The organism is Colwellia sp. PAMC 20917, from assembly GCF_001767295.1.
Lineage (GTDB): Bacteria > Pseudomonadota > Gammaproteobacteria > Enterobacterales > Alteromonadaceae > Colwellia_A.
The window spans coordinates 437,639-459,520 of sequence record NZ_CP014944.1 but is presented as its reverse complement, the minus strand read 5'-3'; the positions used below and the strand labels follow the sequence as shown (position 1 = coordinate 459,520).

At 37.8% G+C, this 21,882-nt stretch carries 16 protein-coding genes, 1 tRNA gene and 2 pseudogenes; 11 read left to right on the top strand and 8 right to left on the bottom strand.

Going from position 1 to position 21,882, the window contains the following annotated elements; translation table 11 throughout:
- Window positions 1-20: 20 nt before the first annotated feature.
- The 4 genes from glmM to A3Q34_RS01970 all read left to right on the top strand — a co-directional run bounded on the left by glmM (window position 21) and on the right by A3Q34_RS01970 (window position 2,868).
- Window positions 21-1,358 carry a phosphoglucosamine mutase gene (glmM, locus tag A3Q34_RS01985; RefSeq protein ID WP_070373823.1) on the top strand — a complete coding sequence of 446 codons (1,338 nt, stop codon included), beginning with the start codon at window positions 21-23 and terminating at the stop codon, window positions 1,356-1,358.
- A gap of 114 nt (window positions 1,359-1,472) precedes the next feature.
- Window positions 1,473-2,243 (top strand): triose-phosphate isomerase, encoded by a 771-nt coding sequence (gene tpiA / locus A3Q34_RS01980; protein ID WP_070373822.1) that lies wholly within the window; start codon window positions 1,473-1,475, stop codon window positions 2,241-2,243.
- 4 nt (window positions 2,244-2,247) lie between these two features.
- On the top strand, window positions 2,248-2,643 hold the full coding sequence (secG, locus tag A3Q34_RS01975; protein ID WP_197517680.1) for a preprotein translocase subunit SecG: 396 nt from the start codon (window positions 2,248-2,250) through the stop codon (window positions 2,641-2,643).
- 140 nt (window positions 2,644-2,783) lie between these two features.
- Window positions 2,784-2,868, top strand: a tRNA-Leu gene (locus A3Q34_RS01970).
- 449 nt (window positions 2,869-3,317) lie between these two features.
- Here A3Q34_RS01970 and A3Q34_RS01965 read toward each other — a convergent pair.
- From A3Q34_RS01965 to A3Q34_RS01955, 3 genes are all read right to left on the bottom strand, one after another.
- Complete coding sequence (locus tag A3Q34_RS01965; RefSeq protein ID WP_070373820.1) at window positions 3,318-5,480, bottom strand: MtrB/PioB family decaheme-associated outer membrane protein; 2,163 nt, start codon at window positions 5,478-5,480, stop codon at window positions 3,318-3,320.
- Between the two features lie 29 nt (window positions 5,481-5,509).
- Complete coding sequence (locus tag A3Q34_RS01960; protein WP_070373819.1) at window positions 5,510-6,541, bottom strand: DmsE family decaheme c-type cytochrome; 1,032 nt, start codon at window positions 6,539-6,541, stop codon at window positions 5,510-5,512.
- A 117-nt stretch (window positions 6,542-6,658) separates the two neighbouring features.
- Window positions 6,659-8,926 carry an OmcA/MtrC family decaheme c-type cytochrome gene (locus A3Q34_RS01955; protein WP_070373818.1) on the bottom strand — a complete coding sequence of 756 codons (2,268 nt, stop codon included), beginning with the start codon at window positions 8,924-8,926 and terminating at the stop codon, window positions 6,659-6,661.
- A 280-nt stretch (window positions 8,927-9,206) separates the two neighbouring features.
- Between A3Q34_RS01955 and A3Q34_RS01950 the strand changes: the two genes are divergently transcribed.
- Together A3Q34_RS01950 and A3Q34_RS01945 are read left to right on the top strand one after the other, a co-directional pair.
- A complete protein-coding gene (locus tag A3Q34_RS01950; protein WP_070373817.1) occupies window positions 9,207-9,812 on the top strand; it encodes a c-type cytochrome in 606 nt (201 codons plus the stop codon).
- A 9-nt stretch (window positions 9,813-9,821) separates the two neighbouring features.
- Window positions 9,822-10,391 carry a NapC/NirT family cytochrome c gene (locus A3Q34_RS01945; protein ID WP_083277861.1) on the top strand — a complete coding sequence of 190 codons (570 nt, stop codon included), beginning with the start codon at window positions 9,822-9,824 and terminating at the stop codon, window positions 10,389-10,391.
- 30 nt (window positions 10,392-10,421) lie between these two features.
- On the opposite strand, the gene A3Q34_RS01940 is transcribed toward A3Q34_RS01945, so the two are convergent.
- From A3Q34_RS01940 to A3Q34_RS01920, 5 genes and pseudogenes are all read right to left on the bottom strand, one after another.
- Entirely contained in the window at window positions 10,422-11,198 is a 777-nt protein-coding gene (locus A3Q34_RS01940) for a fumarate reductase iron-sulfur subunit (protein ID WP_442855266.1), read from the bottom strand.
- Window positions 11,195-13,236: pseudogene (locus tag A3Q34_RS01935) on the bottom strand (fumarate reductase flavoprotein subunit). Before A3Q34_RS01935 ends, A3Q34_RS01940 begins: the two are co-directional and overlap by 4 nt.
- A 2-nt stretch (window positions 13,237-13,238) precedes the next feature.
- Window positions 13,239-13,985, bottom strand: coding sequence for a fumarate reductase cytochrome b subunit (locus A3Q34_RS01930; RefSeq protein WP_070373816.1), 747 nt, complete (start codon window positions 13,983-13,985; stop codon window positions 13,239-13,241).
- 62 nt (window positions 13,986-14,047) lie between these two features.
- Window positions 14,048-16,396 (bottom strand): TonB-dependent receptor, encoded by a 2,349-nt coding sequence (locus A3Q34_RS01925; RefSeq protein WP_070373815.1) that lies wholly within the window; start codon window positions 16,394-16,396, stop codon window positions 14,048-14,050.
- Window positions 16,397-16,451: 55 nt separating this feature from the next.
- Window positions 16,452-17,441, bottom strand: coding sequence for a prenyltransferase (locus A3Q34_RS01920; RefSeq protein WP_070373814.1), 990 nt, complete (start codon window positions 17,439-17,441; stop codon window positions 16,452-16,454).
- Window positions 17,442-18,256: 815 nt separating this feature from the next.
- Here A3Q34_RS01920 and A3Q34_RS01915 point away from each other — a divergent pair.
- From A3Q34_RS01915 to A3Q34_RS01900, 5 genes and pseudogenes are all read left to right on the top strand, one after another.
- Entirely contained in the window at window positions 18,257-18,586 is a 330-nt protein-coding gene (locus tag A3Q34_RS01915) for a VF530 family DNA-binding protein (RefSeq protein ID WP_070373813.1), read from the top strand.
- Between the two features lie 162 nt (window positions 18,587-18,748).
- Window positions 18,749-18,950, top strand: a pseudogene (locus A3Q34_RS20800) (transposase); the annotation flags it as partial.
- A 102-nt stretch (window positions 18,951-19,052) separates the two neighbouring features.
- Window positions 19,053-19,442, top strand: a complete 390-nt coding sequence (locus A3Q34_RS01910) for a BlaI/MecI/CopY family transcriptional regulator (protein WP_070373812.1) — start codon at window positions 19,053-19,055, stop codon at window positions 19,440-19,442.
- A complete protein-coding gene (locus A3Q34_RS01905; protein ID WP_070373811.1) occupies window positions 19,439-20,407 on the top strand; it encodes a M56 family metallopeptidase in 969 nt (322 codons plus the stop codon). The genes A3Q34_RS01910 and A3Q34_RS01905 overlap by 4 nt, the downstream gene beginning before the upstream one ends.
- 59 nt (window positions 20,408-20,466) lie before the next feature.
- On the top strand, window positions 20,467-21,882 hold the full coding sequence (locus A3Q34_RS01900; protein ID WP_231907414.1) for a TolC family protein: 1,416 nt from the start codon (window positions 20,467-20,469) through the stop codon (window positions 21,880-21,882).

Here is a 21,882-nt window from a genome sequence, read left to right as displayed (position 1 = left end):
AAATATAAAGGACAAATAAAATGTCAGAAAGAAGATATTTTGGAACCGATGGCATAAGAGGCCTAGTAGGACAATACCCAATCACCGCTGAGTTTGTGATGAAATTAGGTTATGCCGCTGGCCGCGTACTAGCTGCCCAAGGCACGAAAAAAGTACTTATCGGTAAAGATACCCGAATTTCAGGCTACATGCTTGAGTCAGCCCTAGAAGCTGGTTTTTCTGCTGCGGGAATCGATATTGGCTTATTGGGACCCATGCCAACGCCAGGGATTGCTTACCTTACTAAAACTTTTCGCGCTGAAGCGGGTATCGTTATTAGTGCATCACATAATCCATTTTATGACAACGGCATTAAGTTTTTCTCACAAAATGGTGAGAAGTTACCCGATGATGTCGAACTGGCTATTGAAGCACAATTAGATAAAGAAATGGGCTGTGTTGAATCGGCTAAATTAGGTAAAGCAACGCGAATTGAAGACGCTGCTGGGCGCTATATTGAGTTTTGTAAAAGTAATTTTCCTAGCCAATATTCTTTAAAAGATTATAAAATTGTTGTTGATTGCGCGCACGGTGCAACTTACCACATCGCACCTAACGTGTTTCGTGAATTAGGTGCACAAGTGATTGAAATCGGTACGTCGCCAAATGGTACCAATATTAACGACCAGTGTGGTGCAACATCAATGGACGCTATCAGTAAGGCTGTTGTTGAACATCAGGCTGATTTAGGTATTGCACTAGATGGTGATGGCGACCGCTTGATGATGGTTGATCATACTGGCTATGTGCTTGATGGTGATGAGTGTGTCTACGTTATTGCTTCAAACGATTTACAAAGTGGCGTTATTAGTGGAGGTGTTGTTGGTACACTGATGAGTAATATGGGGCTTGAAATTGCGCTTGCGGACATGGGGATACCTTTTGCTCGCAGCAAAGTCGGCGATCGATATGTTACCGAAATGCTCAACAAAAAAGGTTGGCAGTTGGGCGCTGAAAACTCTGGCCATGTGATCAATTTAAAAAATACTTCTACCGGTGATGGTATTATCGCCGCGTTAAATGTATTAACCGCTGTTTGTAGTGGTGATAAAACCTTGCACGAACTCCGCCAAGGGATGACTAAATTACCACAAGTGTTAGTTAATGTTAGGTTTACCGGTGACAATGACCCGTTAACGGCGCAGAATGTCGTCGCTGCTGTACATACGGTCAATGAACAACTTTCAGGGCGTGGTCGCGTGTTATTACGTAAATCAGGTACTGAGCCTTTAATACGGGTTATGGTTGAAGGACCAGAATTAACAGAAGTTACCGAGCTAGCAAATATCATTGCCGATGCTGTTAAAGCCGCTTGTTAACAAAATAGACGTCAGACGGTTGAATAATAAGCAAATGAACAAGATATTAAGTTAAACACTTGTATCTTGTTCGTAGGTTAGTTAATATCTCGCCGCTTTAATTAGGAAAGATAAATGAAAAGACAAGCAATAGTAGCCGCAAACTGGAAAATGAATGGAAGTTTGTCGCTGATAAAAGAAATGATTTCAGGATTAAATAGTGTCAAGCTAGCTGAAAATGTCGACGTTGTTGTTTGTCCTCCTGCGCCTTTTCTATCAGCATTTACAATAAGTGCTAAAAGTGACAATTTACAAGCAAACATCCATTTAGGTGCGCAAAATGTAAGCGAGCATCAAAGTGGAGCATATACTGGTGAAATATCCACAGATATGCTCAAGGAAGTTTCTGTAAATTATGTTATTGTAGGGCACTCTGAACGAAGATGCATTTACAAAGAAACAAGTACACAAGTTGCTCATAAAGTTAAAGCTACTTTGGATGCTGGTTTAACACCTATATTGTGTATTGGTGAAAGTGAAGATGAACGAACTGCTGAACAAACAGAGACAGTACTCGCTTCACAATTACAGCCAGTAATTGACGAAATTGGTATAGAAAAATTTACAGATGTTGTTATTGCTTACGAGCCTGTTTGGGCTATTGGTACTGGCAAAACAGCATCTCCAGAAATGGCACAAGCAACACACTTATTTATTCGTCAATTTTTAGCTAACGCTGATGATACTATCGCGAATAAAGTGCCATTATTATACGGTGGTAGCGTAAATGCTGCTAACTGTGAAGAATTATTTGCACAAACTGATATTGACGGTGGTCTTATTGGTGGTGCTAGTTTAAAAGTCGACGAATTCAAAATAATTTGCTCGTCAGCCAAAGGATCTTAAAATGTTGTATCAATCGTTAATTATTGCTTATTTAATTGTTTCAATTTGTTTAATTGGTTTAGTTTTAATCCAACAAGGTAAAGGCGCAGATATGGGCGCATCTTTTGGTGCCGGCTCTTCAGCAACAATATTTGGTTCAAGTGGCTCAGGTAACTTTTTAACTAAAGCGACTACATGGTTAGCTATAGCGTTCTTTGTTATCAGCTTAGTGTTAGGTAACTTAACGGCAAATAGAATTAAATCTACCGATGAGTGGAACAACTTAAACACTCCTGTAGAGCAAACTATACCAGGTGATGCATCAATCCCTAGCGAAAGTGTAGAGCCAGGTCAGTCATCAGGGAATAGCGATATTCCTGCAGCGACTAAGAAAGCGAATGATAACGACATTCCAAAGTAAAGTTTTAAAAATGCAGATGTGGCGGAATTGTTAGACGCACCACACTTGATGGGACTGCTAGTCTAAAAGTTAAGTAGGCTTATTTACCTCAAAATGAGCAAGTTAACTTAGTAAGAAAGATAATATAAATTTAGTATTGCGCGGTTGTGGCGGAATTGGTAGACGCGCCAGCTTGAGGGGCTGGTGACTTAGGTCGTGGGGGTTCAAGTCCCCCCAACCGCACCACTAAATTTATATATACAGATACCTAAAGGCCAATTCGTGATGAATTGGTCTTTTTCCGTTTAGTTACTAATTGGTTGCTAATTATTCCTGGCAGGTTGGAAAACTCAGTGGTTATTTTCCTGACATTGATTTTATGCTCGTATTGATGTTTGATAAAATTTATATTTTTAATCTGATATGCCACTCAATTTATCGACTTTCAAATGCCAACCAAACCATCAAATCAATACACTTAATCTTAATAATGCATTGTGATTCTAAATGTTCGAGAAGTATCTAAAGATCGTTGTTTAGAGTGTTCTGATGGGTAAGTACTTATTTAGCTGTTTATTAAGAATGCTAACTTGTGCGGAGAGCGTAATGCTGAGTTACTTGCAGAAGTAAGCTAAATGCTCTTGCCCTGGTCAATTATCTTTTAAAAATAAATTATGTGATTATATGGTTAAAGTTTAAAACAGATAAGTCACTCCCGTGGTTAGTCTGTAAGCATCGTAGTCATAGTTAGATAAACCATTGCCAAGCACGTTAATTATGCGATCTATATCATATTCAGAACGCCAATCGTTTTCACTAAATTTTTGGTATAACAAACCTAAGTGCAAATCAACTTGGTCAGAATAATTATAGTCTGCATATATATTGAGATGATGAGAATTGATCACCAGTTCTTTGTGACTGTCACTAGAATTTAGTGACAATGAATTAACTTGTGTAATGCCACTTGTATATGAATAGGTGTAATCTGCCGCTAACGTTAATTTACCATCAGCCAACTTTTCTGCTGCTAGATTTATTCCTACACTGTCAGACTTATCATCTTGGTTACTTAACCAGTCTACATCATTGTCCCAGTAACTACCTTGGCTGATATTTTCTTGCCATTGGTTATGAGTATAAGCAACTAATGAAATACGTTTCGATAATTGTGTGCTAACAGAAAGATCAACACCATTACGTTTACTTTCTATCAATCCAATATCAGTATGTTGATATTGGTCACGAGAGAAATAGACTTCAATAGCAACTTCGGTGTTCATTAAAATACTGTTTAAGCTACTGTTAAAAGGATTTAAAGATAAATGTCCTTTGGCTTGTTCTCTTTGACGATCCGCTTGGTAATATTTTTGCACTTTCATTTGTATTGGCAGTGTACTGTCAATAGGTGATGTTTTATCTATACGATTATAACTACTGCCATCACGAAATTGCTTGGATAGCTCTACGTAGACTTTATTAAAAGGAGCAAAATGGGTTGAAACTTTGAACCAGAATTTTTCATTTTTGGTGTTTTTTCTATCTTGAAAATCACGTTCTTGTCGTTTTAATTTCCAGCCCATTGATAAATGAGATTGAATGGTAAAACGATATTGCGCTTCCAATGTGAGTTTTTCTTTTTTAAAACTATAGGTATTATTAGTAATCAAATCAGGTAAAATAGCACTGTCTGTTAATATGTGTTGATACGAATTACTTTGCGTTTTGTTATCACGATCTTGAAAATGATAGTTAGCCGTTAAACGCCACTTGTTATCGGTTCTGAATAACGCTTTTAAATGCGTTGAAAAAGTATTTATTTGACCATCTAAATGAGTGGTAGGTAAGCTATCTGCTTCCAGTAGATTATTTGAACTATAAGATAAAAAATCATCTGTTTGTGATAGTTGTCCATAAATCAATCGAGCTTGAAGGGTTAAACTATTATCGCGATAATTGCCAAAAATACTGATTTGATCAAATTCATTATCTGGTGAGCCAGATAACTGTCCATTATTGGCACCACCAAATACAACCGCATAAGGGCTATTCCAATTCACTACGGATCGTTTATTGCTAAAGTCGCTGTGATAATAATTAACTAATAAAGTAACATCGTCATATTGATAATAACTGCCAGCATCCAGTTGATTATGCTGCTGGTTAATTCCTTCAGGTAATATAACGGTTTTGGTGAGAATGTTGCCACTGGTGGAGCGTAAACCTTGTTTATCTTGGTATTGATAATCAATGTAACCTTGCCAGTTATTCGTGAAGTTAGTTTCTGCTGCCAACTGCCAGTTTTGTCTTTCTATTTTTTGGTCAAATTCTGAAAATTGCTGATTAGACATTTCAGCGGTTGTTGCTACTCGCTGCCAGTCACTGGGCAGAAGCAATGAGGCATTACCAGCATTAGTAAAAGGGGTTAATCCCTGAGCATGACCAAACTGATTAAGTGTCTGGTAATTTAACGAAATTTTATAGCTATTTAATTTAGTAGCCGATAAATGAGCATAACTATTATCTTTGCCTAAACCTTTGGCTTGAACTTGATAATGTGTATTTTGTGATCTTTGCGATAGTTCAGCGTCAAGGTGAGCATAAGTGCCATCTTTTTGTTCTCCCGTTATTGTAGAAAAATGCCCATTATCTTCAGAATTATTCGACAAATTAACGCTAATTTTTGCTACTGATTTCGTATTGTCGGGACAATATTTACAGAGCCATTTTTCTTTTTTGACTTTCTGGGTATTAGCATCTTGTAAACGAAATCCATCTGCCAAACTAGTTGCAGAAAAACAAACAAAAATAGCAAGCGTGATGCTATTAAGGAGTAGTTTATAGGTGGTGTTGTTCATTGGTATTCTCCTTAACATTAATTTTAGCACTAGCGTTGAAAAGTATGACCAGCAGGGTGATTACTGCCGTGAATTAAGCTGTGACAATTCATACAATTTTGTCCAAGAGCAAACGTACTTTGGGTATTTTCAACAAACTGACTACCCGCAATCGCCGTTGAAGGGTGATCTGCTGGTGTATGACAATCTTGGCATATTTGTGGCGTACGTTGTTTAAGCATATTTGCATTAATAGATCCGTGGGAGTCATGGCAGACACTACAATCTTCGGCAACAGGGGCATGTTCCCAAAGCAATGGTCCACGTTTTTCACTATGACACTGATAACAGGTTTGATTAATTGAAGGCCGTTGTAATTCATGCTCAGAAAAAGAACCGTGTGGGTTATGACAATCAGAGCAAGCCATTTGTCCCCATTTTAACGGATGACTAGAACGTTTATTGATGGCATGCAATTGTTCTTTGTGACAACTACCACATAATTTATTTTGTTGTTGCTTAAACAAAATAGGATCTTGCCCTTCATGAACTTGATGACAAGACGCACAGGGGACTTGTTCACTTTGATGTGAACTACCTTGCCATGCAATACGTTGTCTATCTTCATGACAACTCATGCAAACACTGTTCTGTTTATCGGCATCAACAAGAGAGTGGTTACCGAATGTAATAACAGGCTCTCTAAGTTTGCCTTTTTTTACTCTTGCCGTGTGTTTGCCTGCAGGACCATGGCAGCTTTCACATTGTAACTGTGAAAATGGCGAATTTTTAACATCTTGACGGCCGTGAACATTATTAAAAATACCCATGGCATTACTGTCAGAGTCTCCGTCATGACATTTAAGGCAACTGTCAGCACCTTTTTTAGAATATTTGCCTTGTTTAAACTTTTTAACGAGTAAAATGTCAAGTTGATCAGCGGTTAAAGGCTTGGCTGATGTTACCGTTTTTTCTGCTTTATTTTTTTCGGGAGAATTGGGTTTGTTTTCGGCAAAACTCGTTGATGACATGAGAGGGATAAAGAGTAAGACCGAAAAAAAGGTTTTAAGAATATCTCGCATTGAATTTCACTCTTATTTATTGTTATTATTTAGTTATTTATTTTTAATAAACCAAGAGCAATTCGCCTTTGTGTTTATTGGTTATAACTTAAATAACTTTGCGACTATAGTAATAAGTTATTTTATTTCGTGTACTTTGTCGACACCAAATTCTGCACCAATAGCGTGACACACTGCACATGACTCAACTTTATTAGCCTCATCAAATGCTGCTGCGCCAAATATCCCGCCATTTTGTATCATATGATCTATAAGGGCTTGTCCCTTAGTATCAATGCTACCTTTAGCGGGATCTATTAACCCTGGTAATCTTGGATCAATTAAACCTAATTTAACATTAAGATGGCAACTTCCACAGACAACCGCAGTTGGACTTATATAAACATTATCACTTGCACCACGAGCAATAGAAGCACGAGTATTTTGTTGTATTGGCAAGTTGAATTGATCATTTGTATGACATTGCCCACAATTGTCGATATTTCCAGGGAAGTGATCTATTTGTTCTGGGTTAGAGTCATCAAGTGCATTTTTATCTAAACCAGAATGTAAGCGATGGACATGACGTTTTAAGTCACCTAAACCTCTATAACCAGTACGTGTAGCATTATGACAGGTTTTACATTGTGTTAAGTCAGTAGAGGCATGGTGGAATTTATTGTCGGCATGACAGCTTTGACAAGCGGTTATATCTGCGCCAATTTTATCGTAACCTTCAGTGGTGATAGTTCCATCACCTTTGAAGAATACAATTGAAGGTGTTGACTCTATTTGAGCAACCTTCATAGTATTTGTTTCAGGAGAGTCACAACGAACAATCGCACCGTCTTTTTCATTCATACACACTAAAACATCTACTGGTGTTACAGTCACAACGTCTGTTGCGGTAATACCTGCTAAAAGCCCCGTAGCTGTACAAGTAAACAAACCAGCTCCGTCAGCTATACAGTCATTAAAAACTACTTCTTGGTGATTGAGTTGATAACCCGTGCCGTTGTCCCAGTTAATAGCAATAGCGCCATTGTCAGTACCATAACCATACTTACCAAATTTAGCACCTTGTGCCGTATCTACATCACTAATATCGCGTAGCGCCGTAACAGGTTCACCTTCTAAAGTAATCATGACATCTACTTCAACATTACCGGTTGCAAGGTCAATTCGAGTCGCTTTCGCTTGTGTTACAATCGCTGTACGTGCGATATCAACATTTGACATCACATCAGTATGGTTCTTCTCTACAGATGAGAAACCAGAAGTACCATGACAAGTTTGACATAAACTATTGTCTGCTTGAGCTCCTGCAAGATGACCTACGCCCGTTGCAAAATTAACATCATCATGACATGAACCACATGCTTCAATAGACGGCTGAGATTTAAAGTTTATAGCATCAGGAGTTTCAGCGCTGGTATCATCATGGCAATTCGTACAATTACGAATATCTTGTGGAAGATGCGTATCAGAGTAATCATGCTTGCTATTTCGATATCCCCAAATAGCATATTCACCACCATTTACAACAGAGGGAAGGTTAGCACCACGGTGAATTTTGTGTATCATTACTTTAAAGTCAACACTTTCACTGCTGTTTGCGTCAACACTACCTGGATTATGACAAGTAACACAATAAGCCATATCTACACGACCACCACCATGAAGCGCTAACTCGCCATGACAAGCATTACACGTACCTTCAACTACCATTTTACGATTATCAATATTCGTTGTTGCTCCTGTAGAAGGTTGCCAATCGAACGATCGATTCATTGTAGGAAAACCACTGCCACTTATTTGAAAAGCAATTCTATGGGTATAATCGGCATTGTAAGTTACGGCAACAGGAGAGGTTACATTCATTACATTGGTTGCCAAAGTATAACTATAAGTGCCGTCATTATTATTGGTAAAAATGCCACCGTCATCATTGGCTTTTTCAGAAGTTGCTTGATCTGCATCTTCTGTTCCTGGGCCGTTACTAGGATCTGTTGGCGCGCTTTCGATTGTATTAATATAGCTTTGCCATTTTGAAGGCTCACCTGTAACAGCATCAATAGGCGTTAATTGTACTAAGGTAAAGCGTACTTGGCTGCTTTTAAGCGCACTATAACCAACCCCTACATCATCTTCGATTGTAAATTCAACGGTTAATGCACCATCTGTAGCAATAGTTGCATTAGTAATTGCAGAGTCCATCACCGCTGTTTGTCTTGATGTTGTTGGTGCTGCTGCCGTACCATCAGCTCCAGTATCACCAACAGGTCCTTCAGAACCTGTTTCTCCCGTAGGTCCCGTATCACCACCACAACCAGAAAATGCAAGTACACTAACAAGTGCAAAACTGGTTAAAAGTTGTTTCAGGTTACATTTATTATTGTTTTCCATCATAAGCTCCATCAGCAATTGAGAGTCAGAGTGTTTAAATTTTCAAATAGCTATTTTCCAATAAGGGTTGTAATTTCTTTTTTATTATTATCGGAGTGTTAACGGTATTTAAATATGATCTATGTCAAGGGAATCTCATTACTCAAGTGTTAACTCTTGATAAACATCTAATTTCACTTTATTTTTGGGATAAAATGGTAAAGTTATTTATAGATACTAGTATATATATTGAAAAAGTAGCTTGATTTTTAACTAATTAATACCTTTTGGAGTAAAAAACATGATCAAGATCAAACTTTGTATATTTCTTCTTATCTTTGCTTCTGCTATTACAATAGCAGCCTCGATAGAAGATACTATTATTATGTGCAATGACTGTCATGGCGCAAAAGGAATCAGTAGCGATTCAGATATTCCAAGTATTGGTGGTTATTCTGAAGCAACAATTACAGCGATGTTTGATGTCTATCTTGATGAAGGCCGAATTGCACGTAAAAGTAAATTCAGACATGGTGATACTCAACGCCCAGAAACGGATATGTTGTTAATTGCTAGAGAACTTTCAGAAGAAGATATTGAGGTACTAGCAACCTATTATTCTGAACAAACGTTTATTCCCGCAAAACAAAACTTTGATATTGCCTTAGCAAAAACAGGTGAAAAGCTTCATGAAGACAGATGTACAAAATGTCATGAGGATGGAGGTACTTCAGCTGATGACGACTCAGGTATTTTAGCTGGGCAATGGAAGCCATTTTTAGCGCAATCCTTTAAAGATTACCGAGCAGGTACGCGTAAAACAGAAGAGGGAATGCTGAAAAAAATCAATCAATTATCAGAAGAACAAATTAACGCACTGTTACATTATTATGCAAGTCAGCAGTAGGTATTTATTATGAAACCATCTTGGAAAGAAAAGTTGTGGAACGCTCCTAAGGCTTGGTATTATTTTGGTATTCCTTTAGGCGGATTAGTTTTTTTTATCATTGGTGTTATGTTCTTGGCCGGATTTAATGCGTCTTTAACTGCAACCAGCACAGAAGAGTTTTGCGTCTCTTGTCATGGTATGAGTGAACCGTTTAAAGAATACAAAGAAACTCACCATTTCAACTCTCAATCTGGGGTAGTTGCAACGTGTGTAGATTGCCATTTACCAAAAGAGTTTGTCCCCAAAATGATCCGTAAAACCGTTGCAATGCGTGAAGTATGGCACATGATGTTAGGTTCTATTAATACAGCTGAAAAGTTTGAGAAAAAACGTGGGTTTTTAGCTCAGCGTGTTTGGGATGAAATGAAAGAGACGGATTCACGTGAATGCCGTTCATGTCATGATCAAAACCGATGGGATCTTGAAAAACAAAGTAAAAGAGCACGTAAAAAGCATGATATTGAAGATATGAAAAAGAAAGACAAAACTTGTATTGATTGTCATAAAGGTCTTGCACACAAAATGCCTAAAGATTGATTGGGTTTAATTATATAGGACTCCATTACTCTAGCTTTTGACGAATGCCATTTTTCTTCTCATGTATGCTATCTGCCCCGCTAAAGGTAAATTTTTGGGGCAAGTATCTTCACAACCGAGTAATGTCATACAACCAAAAACTCCGTTTTCCGTTCCTATTACTTCATAATAATCAGCGTCAGTTCGTGCATCCCTAGGATCAAGTCTATATCTGGCGATCTGATTTAAGCCAACGCCACCAATAAAGTCTTCTCGCATTTGTGCAGTACCGCATGCTGCAATGCAGCAACCACATTCTATGCAACGGTCTAATTTATAGATGTCTTCTGCCAGTTTCGGCTCCATTTTTTCTTCTATCTTACCGAGATCTACTGATGTTTCTTGTAAATGAATCCATGTTTCAAGTCTTTCTGACATACCGCGCATCCATTGACCAGTGTCGACACTTAAATCGCCAATTAATTTAAAACCCGGTAATGGAGCTAAGTTAATTACATCGGGATGATCTTTCGTTAACGTTCTACAGGCTAAACTAGGCTGTCCGTTTATTAACATCGCGCAACTTCCACAAATTCCTGCCCTACAAACAAAATCGAATTGTAATGTAGGATCTTGTATTTCTCTTATTTCGTTGAGTGCGATAAATAATGTCATTGAAGGCGCTTCTTCAACGGTATATTTTTGGGTGCGTACCTCGCTATTTTCATCGACAGGATTATGCCTAAAAATATTGAATGTTAATATTCGTGGTGTATCGATTTGAATCACAGGAATATTATTTGAATCTACGTTATTTGTAGCCATCATTGTTCATCCGATAATCGAGCGTTTTTTCCCCTGAATTTTTCAGGAAGTAAGTGTTTATAGGGCATCAATTTGGTTTGTAAAATCTCTTTGTCTTGAGCTTCAATGTCTTGAGCTTCAATGTCTTTGGCTGCAATCCCTTTAGATATACTATCTTTACAGATATTATTTTCTTTTTTGATTTTTTCTACTTCTTCAAGTCTAATAGCCGTATCAGGATGATCAATCCTGTCTTTTGCACCATATCCGCGCCAACTCGGTGGCATTTCCATTGCTTTTATGTTGATTGGCTCATACTGCAATGTTGGAAGTTCATCTTGCTCACAAGGCCATGTTGCTAACGTACGGTTTAACCATCTTTTATCATCTCGTAGAGGAAAATCTTCCCTACTATGGGCTCCTCGACTTTCTTCTCTTTGCAGTGCGCCATAGGTAGTACATAAAGATAGTTTTAACATTTTTTGTACGCGATATGCGGCAACTAGTTCTGGGTTTGTACCTTTAGCATTTGAATGAACACGAATGTTCTTAGCTCTTATACGTAATGCTTTTAGCTGTTCTATGGCTTCGACAAGCTTAGTTTTATTTCTAAATATCGCGACATTTTTTGTCATGATATTTTGCATTTCACTCATGATTTCAAATGGATTCTCTGTGTTACTTTCTTGATAAAAAGCGGCAAGTTTGTTTTTTTCTTTTTCATAAAAATCTGTTATCAGTGCTGTTGATATATTAATATCGCAAGCATTGCTATCTAAAAAGTCAGCCATATACTCGCCTACAATCATACCAGCCACTACCGTTTCAGCGACTGAGTTACCACCTAAGCGATTAAATCCATGCATATCCCAACAAGCAGCTTCACCGCACGAATATAAACCTAAGAGGCTAGGAGATTGTCCTTTGTGGTTTGTTCTAACTCCTCCCATTGAATAATGTTGTGCTGGCCTAACCGGAATAAGGTCTTTCACGGGATCTATACCGAGAAAGTACTGGCAAATTTCTTTTACTTCTCGTAATTTTGTATTGATATGGTGTTCACCAAGTAACCTTATATCAAGCCATAAGTGTTCGCCAAATCTGGATTTTACGCCGTAACCTTTTGCTATATGAGTTTCCATCCAACGAGAAACAACATCACGTGAGGCGAGTTCTTTCTTTTCAGGTTCATAATCAGCCATAAAACGATGTAAATTAACATCTAACAATAAACCGCCGTCACCCCTACAACCTTCCGTGACGAGAATTCCTGCAGGGAATATGGCCGTTGGATGAAATTGTACTGCTTCCATATTTCCAAGTGAAGCAATCCCTGTTTCTAATGCGAGTGCCGCACCTATACCTTCATTAATGACCGCGTTTGTGGAGGAACGGTAGATTCGACCAAACCCACCAGTCGCAATGCAGGTCACCTTGGCAATATAAACAACTAACTCGCCTGAAATAAGATTTCGAGCAATAGCACCAAAACATTGTTTTCCATCATGAATTAATGACAAGGCTTCCATTCTTTCGTGAACAGGAATGTTGTTAGCTATGGCCTGATTACTCATGGTATATAACATTGAGTGACCCGTACCGTCTGCAACATAACAAGTTCGCCACTTTTGTGTGCCACCAAAGTTTCTTGCCGTAATTAGCCCGTGTGCGTTTTCAGGTTCGGTTAAAATCACTTTTTTGCCGTCTATAACACTTTGTTGGTCACCTTTTTCTATTCTATTCCACGGTACACCCCATGCAGCAAGTTCTCTAACTGCTTTTGGGGCAGTATCGACAAACATTCGAACCACTTGTTGATCTGCCCCCAATCACTGCCTTTAATGGTATCAACAAAATGTAAGTCCTCGTTGTCACCTATCCCATTTACACTATTTGCTAAACTTGCTTGCATACCGCCTTGTGCGGCAGATGAATGAGATCTTTTAGGAGGTACTAAACTAAGTGAAATAACTTCATGACCTCGTTTCTTCATACCTATTGCGGTTCTTAATCCGGCTAATCCGCCACCTAGAACTAAAGCGTCAGTGTGTATTATTTTCATGATTATTCTGGCAATTTTTTATAAGGTTGAAGTAACACTTTATTAGCAGGAACATACCTTTCACCAACCTTACCGGCGTGTTCGTAACCAATTTTAATGTAGGCTTGAAGTGTCGTTAAACCCAACATCAGGAAAAATAGAGTGAGTGCCCATTTTAGTCGTTGTAATCGTTTTCTGCCTTTCTTTATATCTTTACCAACAAACCATCCCCATTTCATTGCCAATCGATATAAACCAATACCACCGTGAATTTCAACTACAAATAATAGAATTAAGTATAAGGGCCACATCCGCCCAGACCATACTCTATCAGAAGACGCGTAAGGGCCAATATCTGCTGGGTGTAGCATAAGTTGATACAAGTGAATGCTGGCGAGAAAAAACAATAAAAAACCAGTCAATACCTGGACATACCATAAGAGCGTATCACCATGTTTAAAGCGTGCTAAATGAAGATGCAACGCGGTAATTTCTTTTTCTTTGGTTGGAAACTTTCTCAGAGCTAAGGCAGCGTGAATAAAAATAAATGTAAAAATAATCAATGCCACGATAGAAACTAAAATAGGGTAGGGTTCTCCAAATATAGGTTCTCCTTCAAACATTTTGGATACCCAGTACATAGCGTCGTGACTGATTAAAATGCTAGAGACAAAAAACATATGCGCCCACATAAACAATGCGAGAATTAATCCCGTGCTACTTTGTATTAAATCTAATCTTGCAGGCCATCGGTTAATTTTTGTTATCATTTTAAATTCAGCCTTTATAATTTCTTTAGTAAATACTATTCAGGTTAAATATTTCAGAACAATTAAAACGTATATTTTACAGTAAGTCCAAAGGTTCGTGGACTAACATAGACATTACGTCTTGTGCCAAAAAAACTCTTTTCAGCAACAATAATAGCACTATTTTCGCTGGCCAGATTTCGAGCCCATAAAAAGAGACTAACGCCACTCCCTAAGGGCTCTATCCCCACACTTGCGTTAACAATGCCAAAACCGTCTACCTGTCCGATAGCAATAGCGTCACCATTGGCAAGGGTTATTTGAGATAAACCGTCGAGATCGGTATTGTAATCATCTTGATAGTTATAACTTAGTAACAAAGACAATTCTGCGTTAAGCGCTGGTAATAGATAATAATACTGAGCACTTAAATTGAACGTGAAATCTGAAACACCAGATAGCTTTGCGCCAGAGAGGTCTTCCCCGTTACTACCACCACCGGGAAATTTGGCAAATTCAGCATCAAGCAAACCTACTGCTACATTTATCGATAAATCACTTGTCAGTCGATACTGTAAATCAAATTCCAGGCCACGCGTTTCCACCTTTGCGGCATTACGTATACTTAATGCTGTTGTACCTGCGGCAAGGTTTATCAACTGATTGATTTGATAATCATCATATGTCGAATAGAAAGCCGCGCTGCTAAAGGTTACACGTTGATCAAACAGATGCCCCTTAATGCCAATTTCGTAACTCTCAACGGTTTCTTTGTCAAATTCTATCCCAGCGTCAAGTTGTGCCTGTGTTAAAAAATCAACATTGTAACCACCGCTTTTATAACCTGTGGCGTATTTTATGTAAGTATTGATCTGCTCGCCGAGACGATAGTTTAGCGAAACTAAAGGAGAGAAATCATTATCACCTCTTTTATCAACCACTTGACCATTAGCTAATTCAAATATGGGAATAACTGGAATACTGGTGACAGGATCTATGCTCGAAATTGTCCAATCAACATTTTTTTCTTCGCGAGAATAACGAAACCCCAAGTCCAACGTAACGTCATCATTAAATTGATAATTACTGTTAAAAAAAACCGCGTAACTTGTTGTTTCAACATCGCCTACTGTACTAAGGTTGCCAGGATGAAATGCTGCTAACATAAAAATTGAGGTAGGATCGCCTAATGAAGCACCAAATTCAACAGCACTACGTGGAACTCCCGTAAAAAGAGAGAGTGTTTCATCACCCACTGTTGGTAATCTTCTGGTGTGAGCATCTTGTTGATAATAATACAAACCAGCGACATATTGAAAATCGCCTTCTGGAGAAATCAACTGAAGTTCTTGACTCCACTGGTCGTAGTCATCAATGTAATCTAAATAGGAAACTGACTCTGTGGAAAAGTCAAAATCGTTAATATATTGAACATAAACGTCTCTATGCCCAGTAATTGATTTGATGGAATAATTGTTATTTATGTCCCAGTCAATGTTCAGTATTTCTCCCTTAATATCTCTGTTTTCATGAGGGTCCACGTCAAAACTGACCTTATTACGCGCTGATGATTCCGAATTTTTGGCGTTCCCTAACGTGTTGGTAATTGGCTCACCGTCAAATGATAAACGATCTGAATGTAATCTATCAAAAGAAAAGTTCACTTCAATATTGTCAAAAGGTGTTGCTTTTATTTGCCCTCTATACGCGTAACTGTCTTGCTCATTTAACCAATTTCCTGTTGTTACATTCTCGGTAAAGCCTGCTCGTTCATATTGATTAAAACTAAATTTAGTCGCTACATTGTCGCCAATCGGTGCATTGACCATGGCTGTAATCTGCTTTAAATCATAATTACCAACGGAAAAACCAACAGTACTACCGAATTCATCTTCCGGCTTTTGAGAAATTAGATTGATTGACCCCGCGACATTATTTTTGCCAAATAGCGTCCCCTGAGGACCACGTAGAACTTCAATACGCTCAAGATCTAATAAATCTTGATTATGTGCAGGGGACTGTCCGACATAAACACCATCAAGATACAACCCAACCCTGGCATCAAAACCAATATTTCGACTTGATGAGCCGACACCACGGATAGTAATACTGGAAGAAAAGTCATTGGTGGTGGTCATGCTTAAATTGGGCACAAATTCAGCAATTTCATTTAACTGTCGAATACCTGTTTTCACAATTGTTTCACTATTAAAACTTGCGATAGAAATGGGGACTTCCAATATGTTTTCAACACGTTTTTGCGCAGTAACAATGATTACCTCTATGTCTTTGTCGTGCGAACTAGCATCTTGTGCACTTTGCAAAGCTTGTGGCTCGCCCGCAGATACCGTACAGCTTAACGTAGACATTAAAAATAATGATGAATTGAAATTACCTGTAAGCTTTTTAAGCGAAAATTGAACATTGCTCATTTAGCTGATCCTTTATAATACCGTGATTTTTATTGGTGTTTGTAGGTGAATTACGCTAAACGAGAATATTTTCAACGACTAACATTAATAAAAAAAACAAACTAAACCGTCTGGTATATTGAAAAGCATGGGGAGCAAACCATAATGGCCATACTTCTTGGCGAAATCCTTGTGGCATTTCATTGGGACGTATTTGGTTAAAGACATTTAATGTTTGTATAAGCGTTGGTAAGGCAAGTAGTAGTAATAAAACGCCTAATCCCAAATACCCATTTATATATAGGTAACCAGTTAAAGCGTATTGGCTTAACATGATGATTTGTGCAACTTTACGAGATTTTTTTTCTCCCAGTAAAACAGGGAGTGAATAAATGCCTTTGCTTTTATCCATATCTATTTTGTCAATATGCTTACCGAAAATAACCGCCGTTGGTGCTAAGGCATACAATGTACCTATTAGTGCAGATGCAACACTCCATTCGCCGCTCGCGACGAAATATGTCCCGCCAACCATTAATGGTCCCCAAACAAGTAAAACAGACAATTCCCCTAACGCTAGTTTCTTTAAGGGCCAAGTATAAAACAAAACAAAAAAGGCACCTATGAGCATTAACCATAGCACCTCAATTCCTCGTAAATAGATGATCACTGCACCACAGAATATAGCTAATAAACCGCTAATAATGATATAACTCATCAGTTGTTTTTTTGTCAGCAATTCACCTTCTAATACATGTGTGCCGTATTGAGTGCGAAAATAATTCCCTTTATCTACCCCTCTAACTGAGTCAGTGTAATCGTTGAGTAAATTATTGGTCGCATGGGCAAGCACTAAACCTAATATACATAACATTGACATTCCGACATCAATTGAACCGTGACTTAGTGCGACAAGCACACCAATAATTGCTGAACTAAATGTCATGATGGTCACAGAAAATCGAGAGGCAATTAACCATCTTGTGAACAGACTTAAAGTGTTCCACTGTGCTTTATCAACTTGCGGTACTGTTCTTAATGCTTTAACCCAAATAGCTTCTGACATACTAAACTCTCCTTAAATGTATGATCTTATATTATGCTTTTTTATTTTTTAAAAGGTCGAACACATCAATAAATGGAATGTTTTTGAGCAGATACACCTTTTTATTTATTAATTGCTTTAAATTCTGAAGATAAATTTATTTTTTAAACTCATTAACTAACGAGATTTTTGTTACCATCATAAGATGTTTTTCGGGGAAATATAGAAGAAAAAAAACACTTGAATTAGACATCAACTTGCCGATCATACAGTTGTCATAAATTTTGTTTCTATGGCGGTGTGGGGGCGAAACCGCCATAGATTATTTAATCTAAAAAGTTACAACTGCAAAGAATAATCAAAAGAAAATAACTTAATGGTTAGAAAAGTTATTGATTATCTTGGTTGCTAATACAGATTTAAGCGATTGATGTCAAATGACTGGTACTGCTACTATTTTTAAACCAATAGTATAGGTATTTACTTGTAAGCCTTTGTATATATTGTTTTTACTTCGTTTAGGTGAACATTCTTGAGGGGGTAGTGACTTAGGTCGTGAGAGTTCGAGTCTCTCCATCGCACCAATACTATAAAAAAGGCTTCAGCAATGTAAGCCTTTTTTATTGCATTAAATCACTGAATCACTAGACGCGTTAATTTGAAGGGGGTGGTAACTTAGGTTGAGAATAATATCTATGTCTGTTGTCTGTTATCAGCCCACTGAGAATATTAACTTTTCCTTAAAGTTCTTTCTGCACTTTTACCTGAGTTAAACGCATAAGTCTGTCAATATTTAGTAAACTTGTTACAATGCTATTTTTAAATTTAAGTCGACTATGAATAACAGTAATGATCCACTCCACGGCGTGAAACTTGAACAGATCCTAACCGAACTAGAGAAGAAAATTGGTTGGGATAAGATGGGTGAGTTACTTAATATTCGTTGTTTCACCAATAAACCGCGCCTTAAATCAAGTTTGAAATTTCTGCGTACAACCCCTTGGGCACGCAGTAGAGTTGAAATTTTATACTTAAAAACATTTTGTAGTAAGCATAAAGAAACGGGGAAATTAATAAGGGGGATACTCGCCCAAAATACAGCAGTAGCAGAAACGACTTCCACCAAGCCCGCTCCCTTCGTTTGGCCAACATCGAAAAACAAATAGACTTATGCGACTCTAAGATATTAACTGAACTTATTTTAACAGGACACTCAGTCTTAATTGATAATCTCTACCGAAGATTTTAATAGGACACCCAGCCTAAATTGATCATCCCTACCGATGTACTGCACTGAAATAACCAAGTGACAAAATCACAGGTGAGTTATGGCTATGCCAAGGAAACAACAAATCAGTTTAGTAGACACCCTCTATCATCATTGTGTTGCACGTTGTGTTCTATGCGCTTTTCTATGTGGCGAAGATGCCTTGTCAGGCCAAAGCTTTGAGCACCGCAGAGGATAAGTTACACTTTCTTATCGAAGTCTTTGCGATTGACGTCTGTGCCTATGCTGTAATGAGTAATCATTATCTAAAGTAGAAGATTTAGTGGAATAAATCTAAAAACCGATTGCCTCTCGGTTTTTAATGTGACATTATCACAATACTTAAATAGGGCAGTGAAAAGTCTATGCAACTCGGTGAACTAGAAAAACAAGTATTGGAATACCTTTGGAAGGCACAGCCTGCTGACGCTAAGCAGGTACATAGCTATTTCGAGAAAAATCGAGGCGGCTCTCTTAATACTATTCAAAGCACGTTAGATCGCTTATTTAAAAAAGATCTATTAAGTCGGGTAAAGAACGGCCACGCATATCAATATTTCCCTAAAGTTGCTCGTCAAGAATTGATAGGCCAACTCATTAAAAGTGTTACTCATGATTTTGTTGTTAAAGATGAAAATAGCGTTGTCGCGGCTTTTTCTTCAATTTCATCTGATCTCGATGAGGATCAGTTAGATAAACTTGAAGCTATGATTGAGCAACAGCGCAAAAAATTCAAAACAAAGGCCGAAAAATGATTTATGGTTTTTGGGCGTTAGCACTTAATCTACTCACGATTGCCGTGTTAGCTTTTATCGTTGCCAATGGCTTTATTTCGCTTGCTTATTGGTCGGTAAAAAATAAAATTCAACGTTACACTGTCTCTACTCGTAAATCGTTACTCTGGTTATGTGTGCTTTCACCTTGGATTATTGCGTTATCTGTAACGCTGTTATTTAGCCCTCTTTTTCAATCAGGGGCAATGTTTGTATGGCTAACTGAATTAGCTCACTGGCATCATCCTAATATTTATTATTTTTTAAGCTGGCATAGCATTAGTTTGATTGCTTTTTTCGGCTTCAGTCTCACTATTGCTGTTCGAAGCCTAGTTGTCGCTTACAAAAATCACTATCAGATAATTTTGTTGCGCACGTTAGCGACAAAGAAGAGTGAGAACGTCTTTATAATAGAATCATCTATCCCAACAGCATTCACAGGTGGATTAATTAAAGCATCGTGTTTTATATCTACAGGCTTGATTGAGCAACTAGATTCAGATGACATTGAAATCATCATTCAACATGAACTTGCTCATTTACACTATGCTGACCCGCTAAAAAAGTGGGTGTTTTCATTATTGTCTTCTTATTTTTCACCTAATGTTAAGAAAATATTGAAATCGATGATGGCAATTACCATGGAGCAAGCGGCTGATTCTTTCTTCGTAAAAACTCAACAACAGGCGCACAATGTTGCTAGTACGTTAGTGAGATTTACTAAGTTAGCGGCTAAATATTCCATACATGAACAGTTCAAAAGTGAATTACTCGTTCACTTTTGTCGTCAATCCATTGAACAAAGAGTATTAGCATTGCTCAATGATACTCAACTCAAACCTTTTCCAATGAAAGTGGTTTTACTCACAATAATACTATTAGCCGTCATATCAATGACATCAGTAGATAGCCTCCATCACGCTATTGAAACGCTATTCGATCATTAAAATAATAATTTAAGGCTTACTCCAAGGCTTACTCCAAGGCTCACTCTAAGGTATTAAAAATGAAACTATTTATTCACTCATTCACAAATAAAAAACCGACCGCCAATCGGTTTTTATCAAGGCGTTATGTAAAATTTAGCGCTGTGGTACTAATGATCACTTCAACACTCTCAGGTTACGCATACTCAGGTTATGCATACTCAGAAGACAGCCCCCTGATATCGGTTGACTTATCTACGGCAATATCTCAAACAATGAATATGCACCCAGAATTAAAAGTATTTGCTAATCAAGCTGATATTTATAAGGGGTATGCACAACAAGCTGGTATTCAGGTTAGACCAGAAATTGGACTTACCATTGAGGATGCAATGGGTACGGGTGATCATAGTGGCTTTAAAAGTGCGCAATCCACACTATCGATCTCATGGATTTTAGATAACGCTCTAGTAAAAAACAGAGTGGCAAATGCTAATATTCAGGGATCAACTGTTGCATTCTCACGAGAAATTAAAGCGTTAGATTTAGCTGCACAAACAGCAAGATATTTTATCCAAGTATTGGTCAATGAAGAGCGATTAAAGCTTTCAAATATGAGCTTAAAGCAAGCGGTTAAATCATTTGAAGCAGTGACTAAACGTGTACATGCAGGAAAGTCTTCTTTAGTTGATAAACTAAAATCACAAGCAGAAGTTGCTAAACGAGAATTAGTTGTTGAAGATTTAACTCATGAAGTAGATACCAGTAAATATCAGTTATTGGCGCAGTGGAAAGGACAGGGGCAAAGTGAGCAACATAAAGAAACTAACATCATTGGGTCATTATTATCGTTACCTCACTTACCTTTAACCAATAGCAGCGATGTTGATTCATTATTTACTCATCTAAAACAACTACCTTCGGTAAGTCTTTTCGCTACAAAACAGCGAATTGTCCAGTCTGAGATTGAACTTGCTCGTATTGAAACTAAACCACTATGGAAATTTACAACGGGATTAAGACGTTACGAAACAACCGATGATTTTGGTTTAGTCGCTGGAATTTCAATTCCTTTTGGTGATAGCAATCAAAATCAAGGGAAAATAAATGCGTTACACGCGTCTAAAACTGAATTAGAAACAGCGTCACAAGCACTCGTTCATCAATTGAATACCCAGTTGTATGTGCTTATTGAACAAATGAAACACAGCCAACATGTCATTCATGCTATGACTGAAAACCTTATACCTGTGCTTGAACAAGCTTTTGTTGAAGCTGAAAAAGCTTACAAAATTGGCCGATATAGCTATACCGAGTGGACAAATACTCAAAAAGAATTATTAGATGCTCAGTCAGACTTGATTGCTGCTTATCAAAATGCACATTTAAACAATATTGAAATAGAACGATTAACGGGTTCGTCTCTAGTTGCCATTAATAAAAACGCTAATACACCTTTTAACGCTCAATCTATTGAAAAAAATAACGAGAAATAA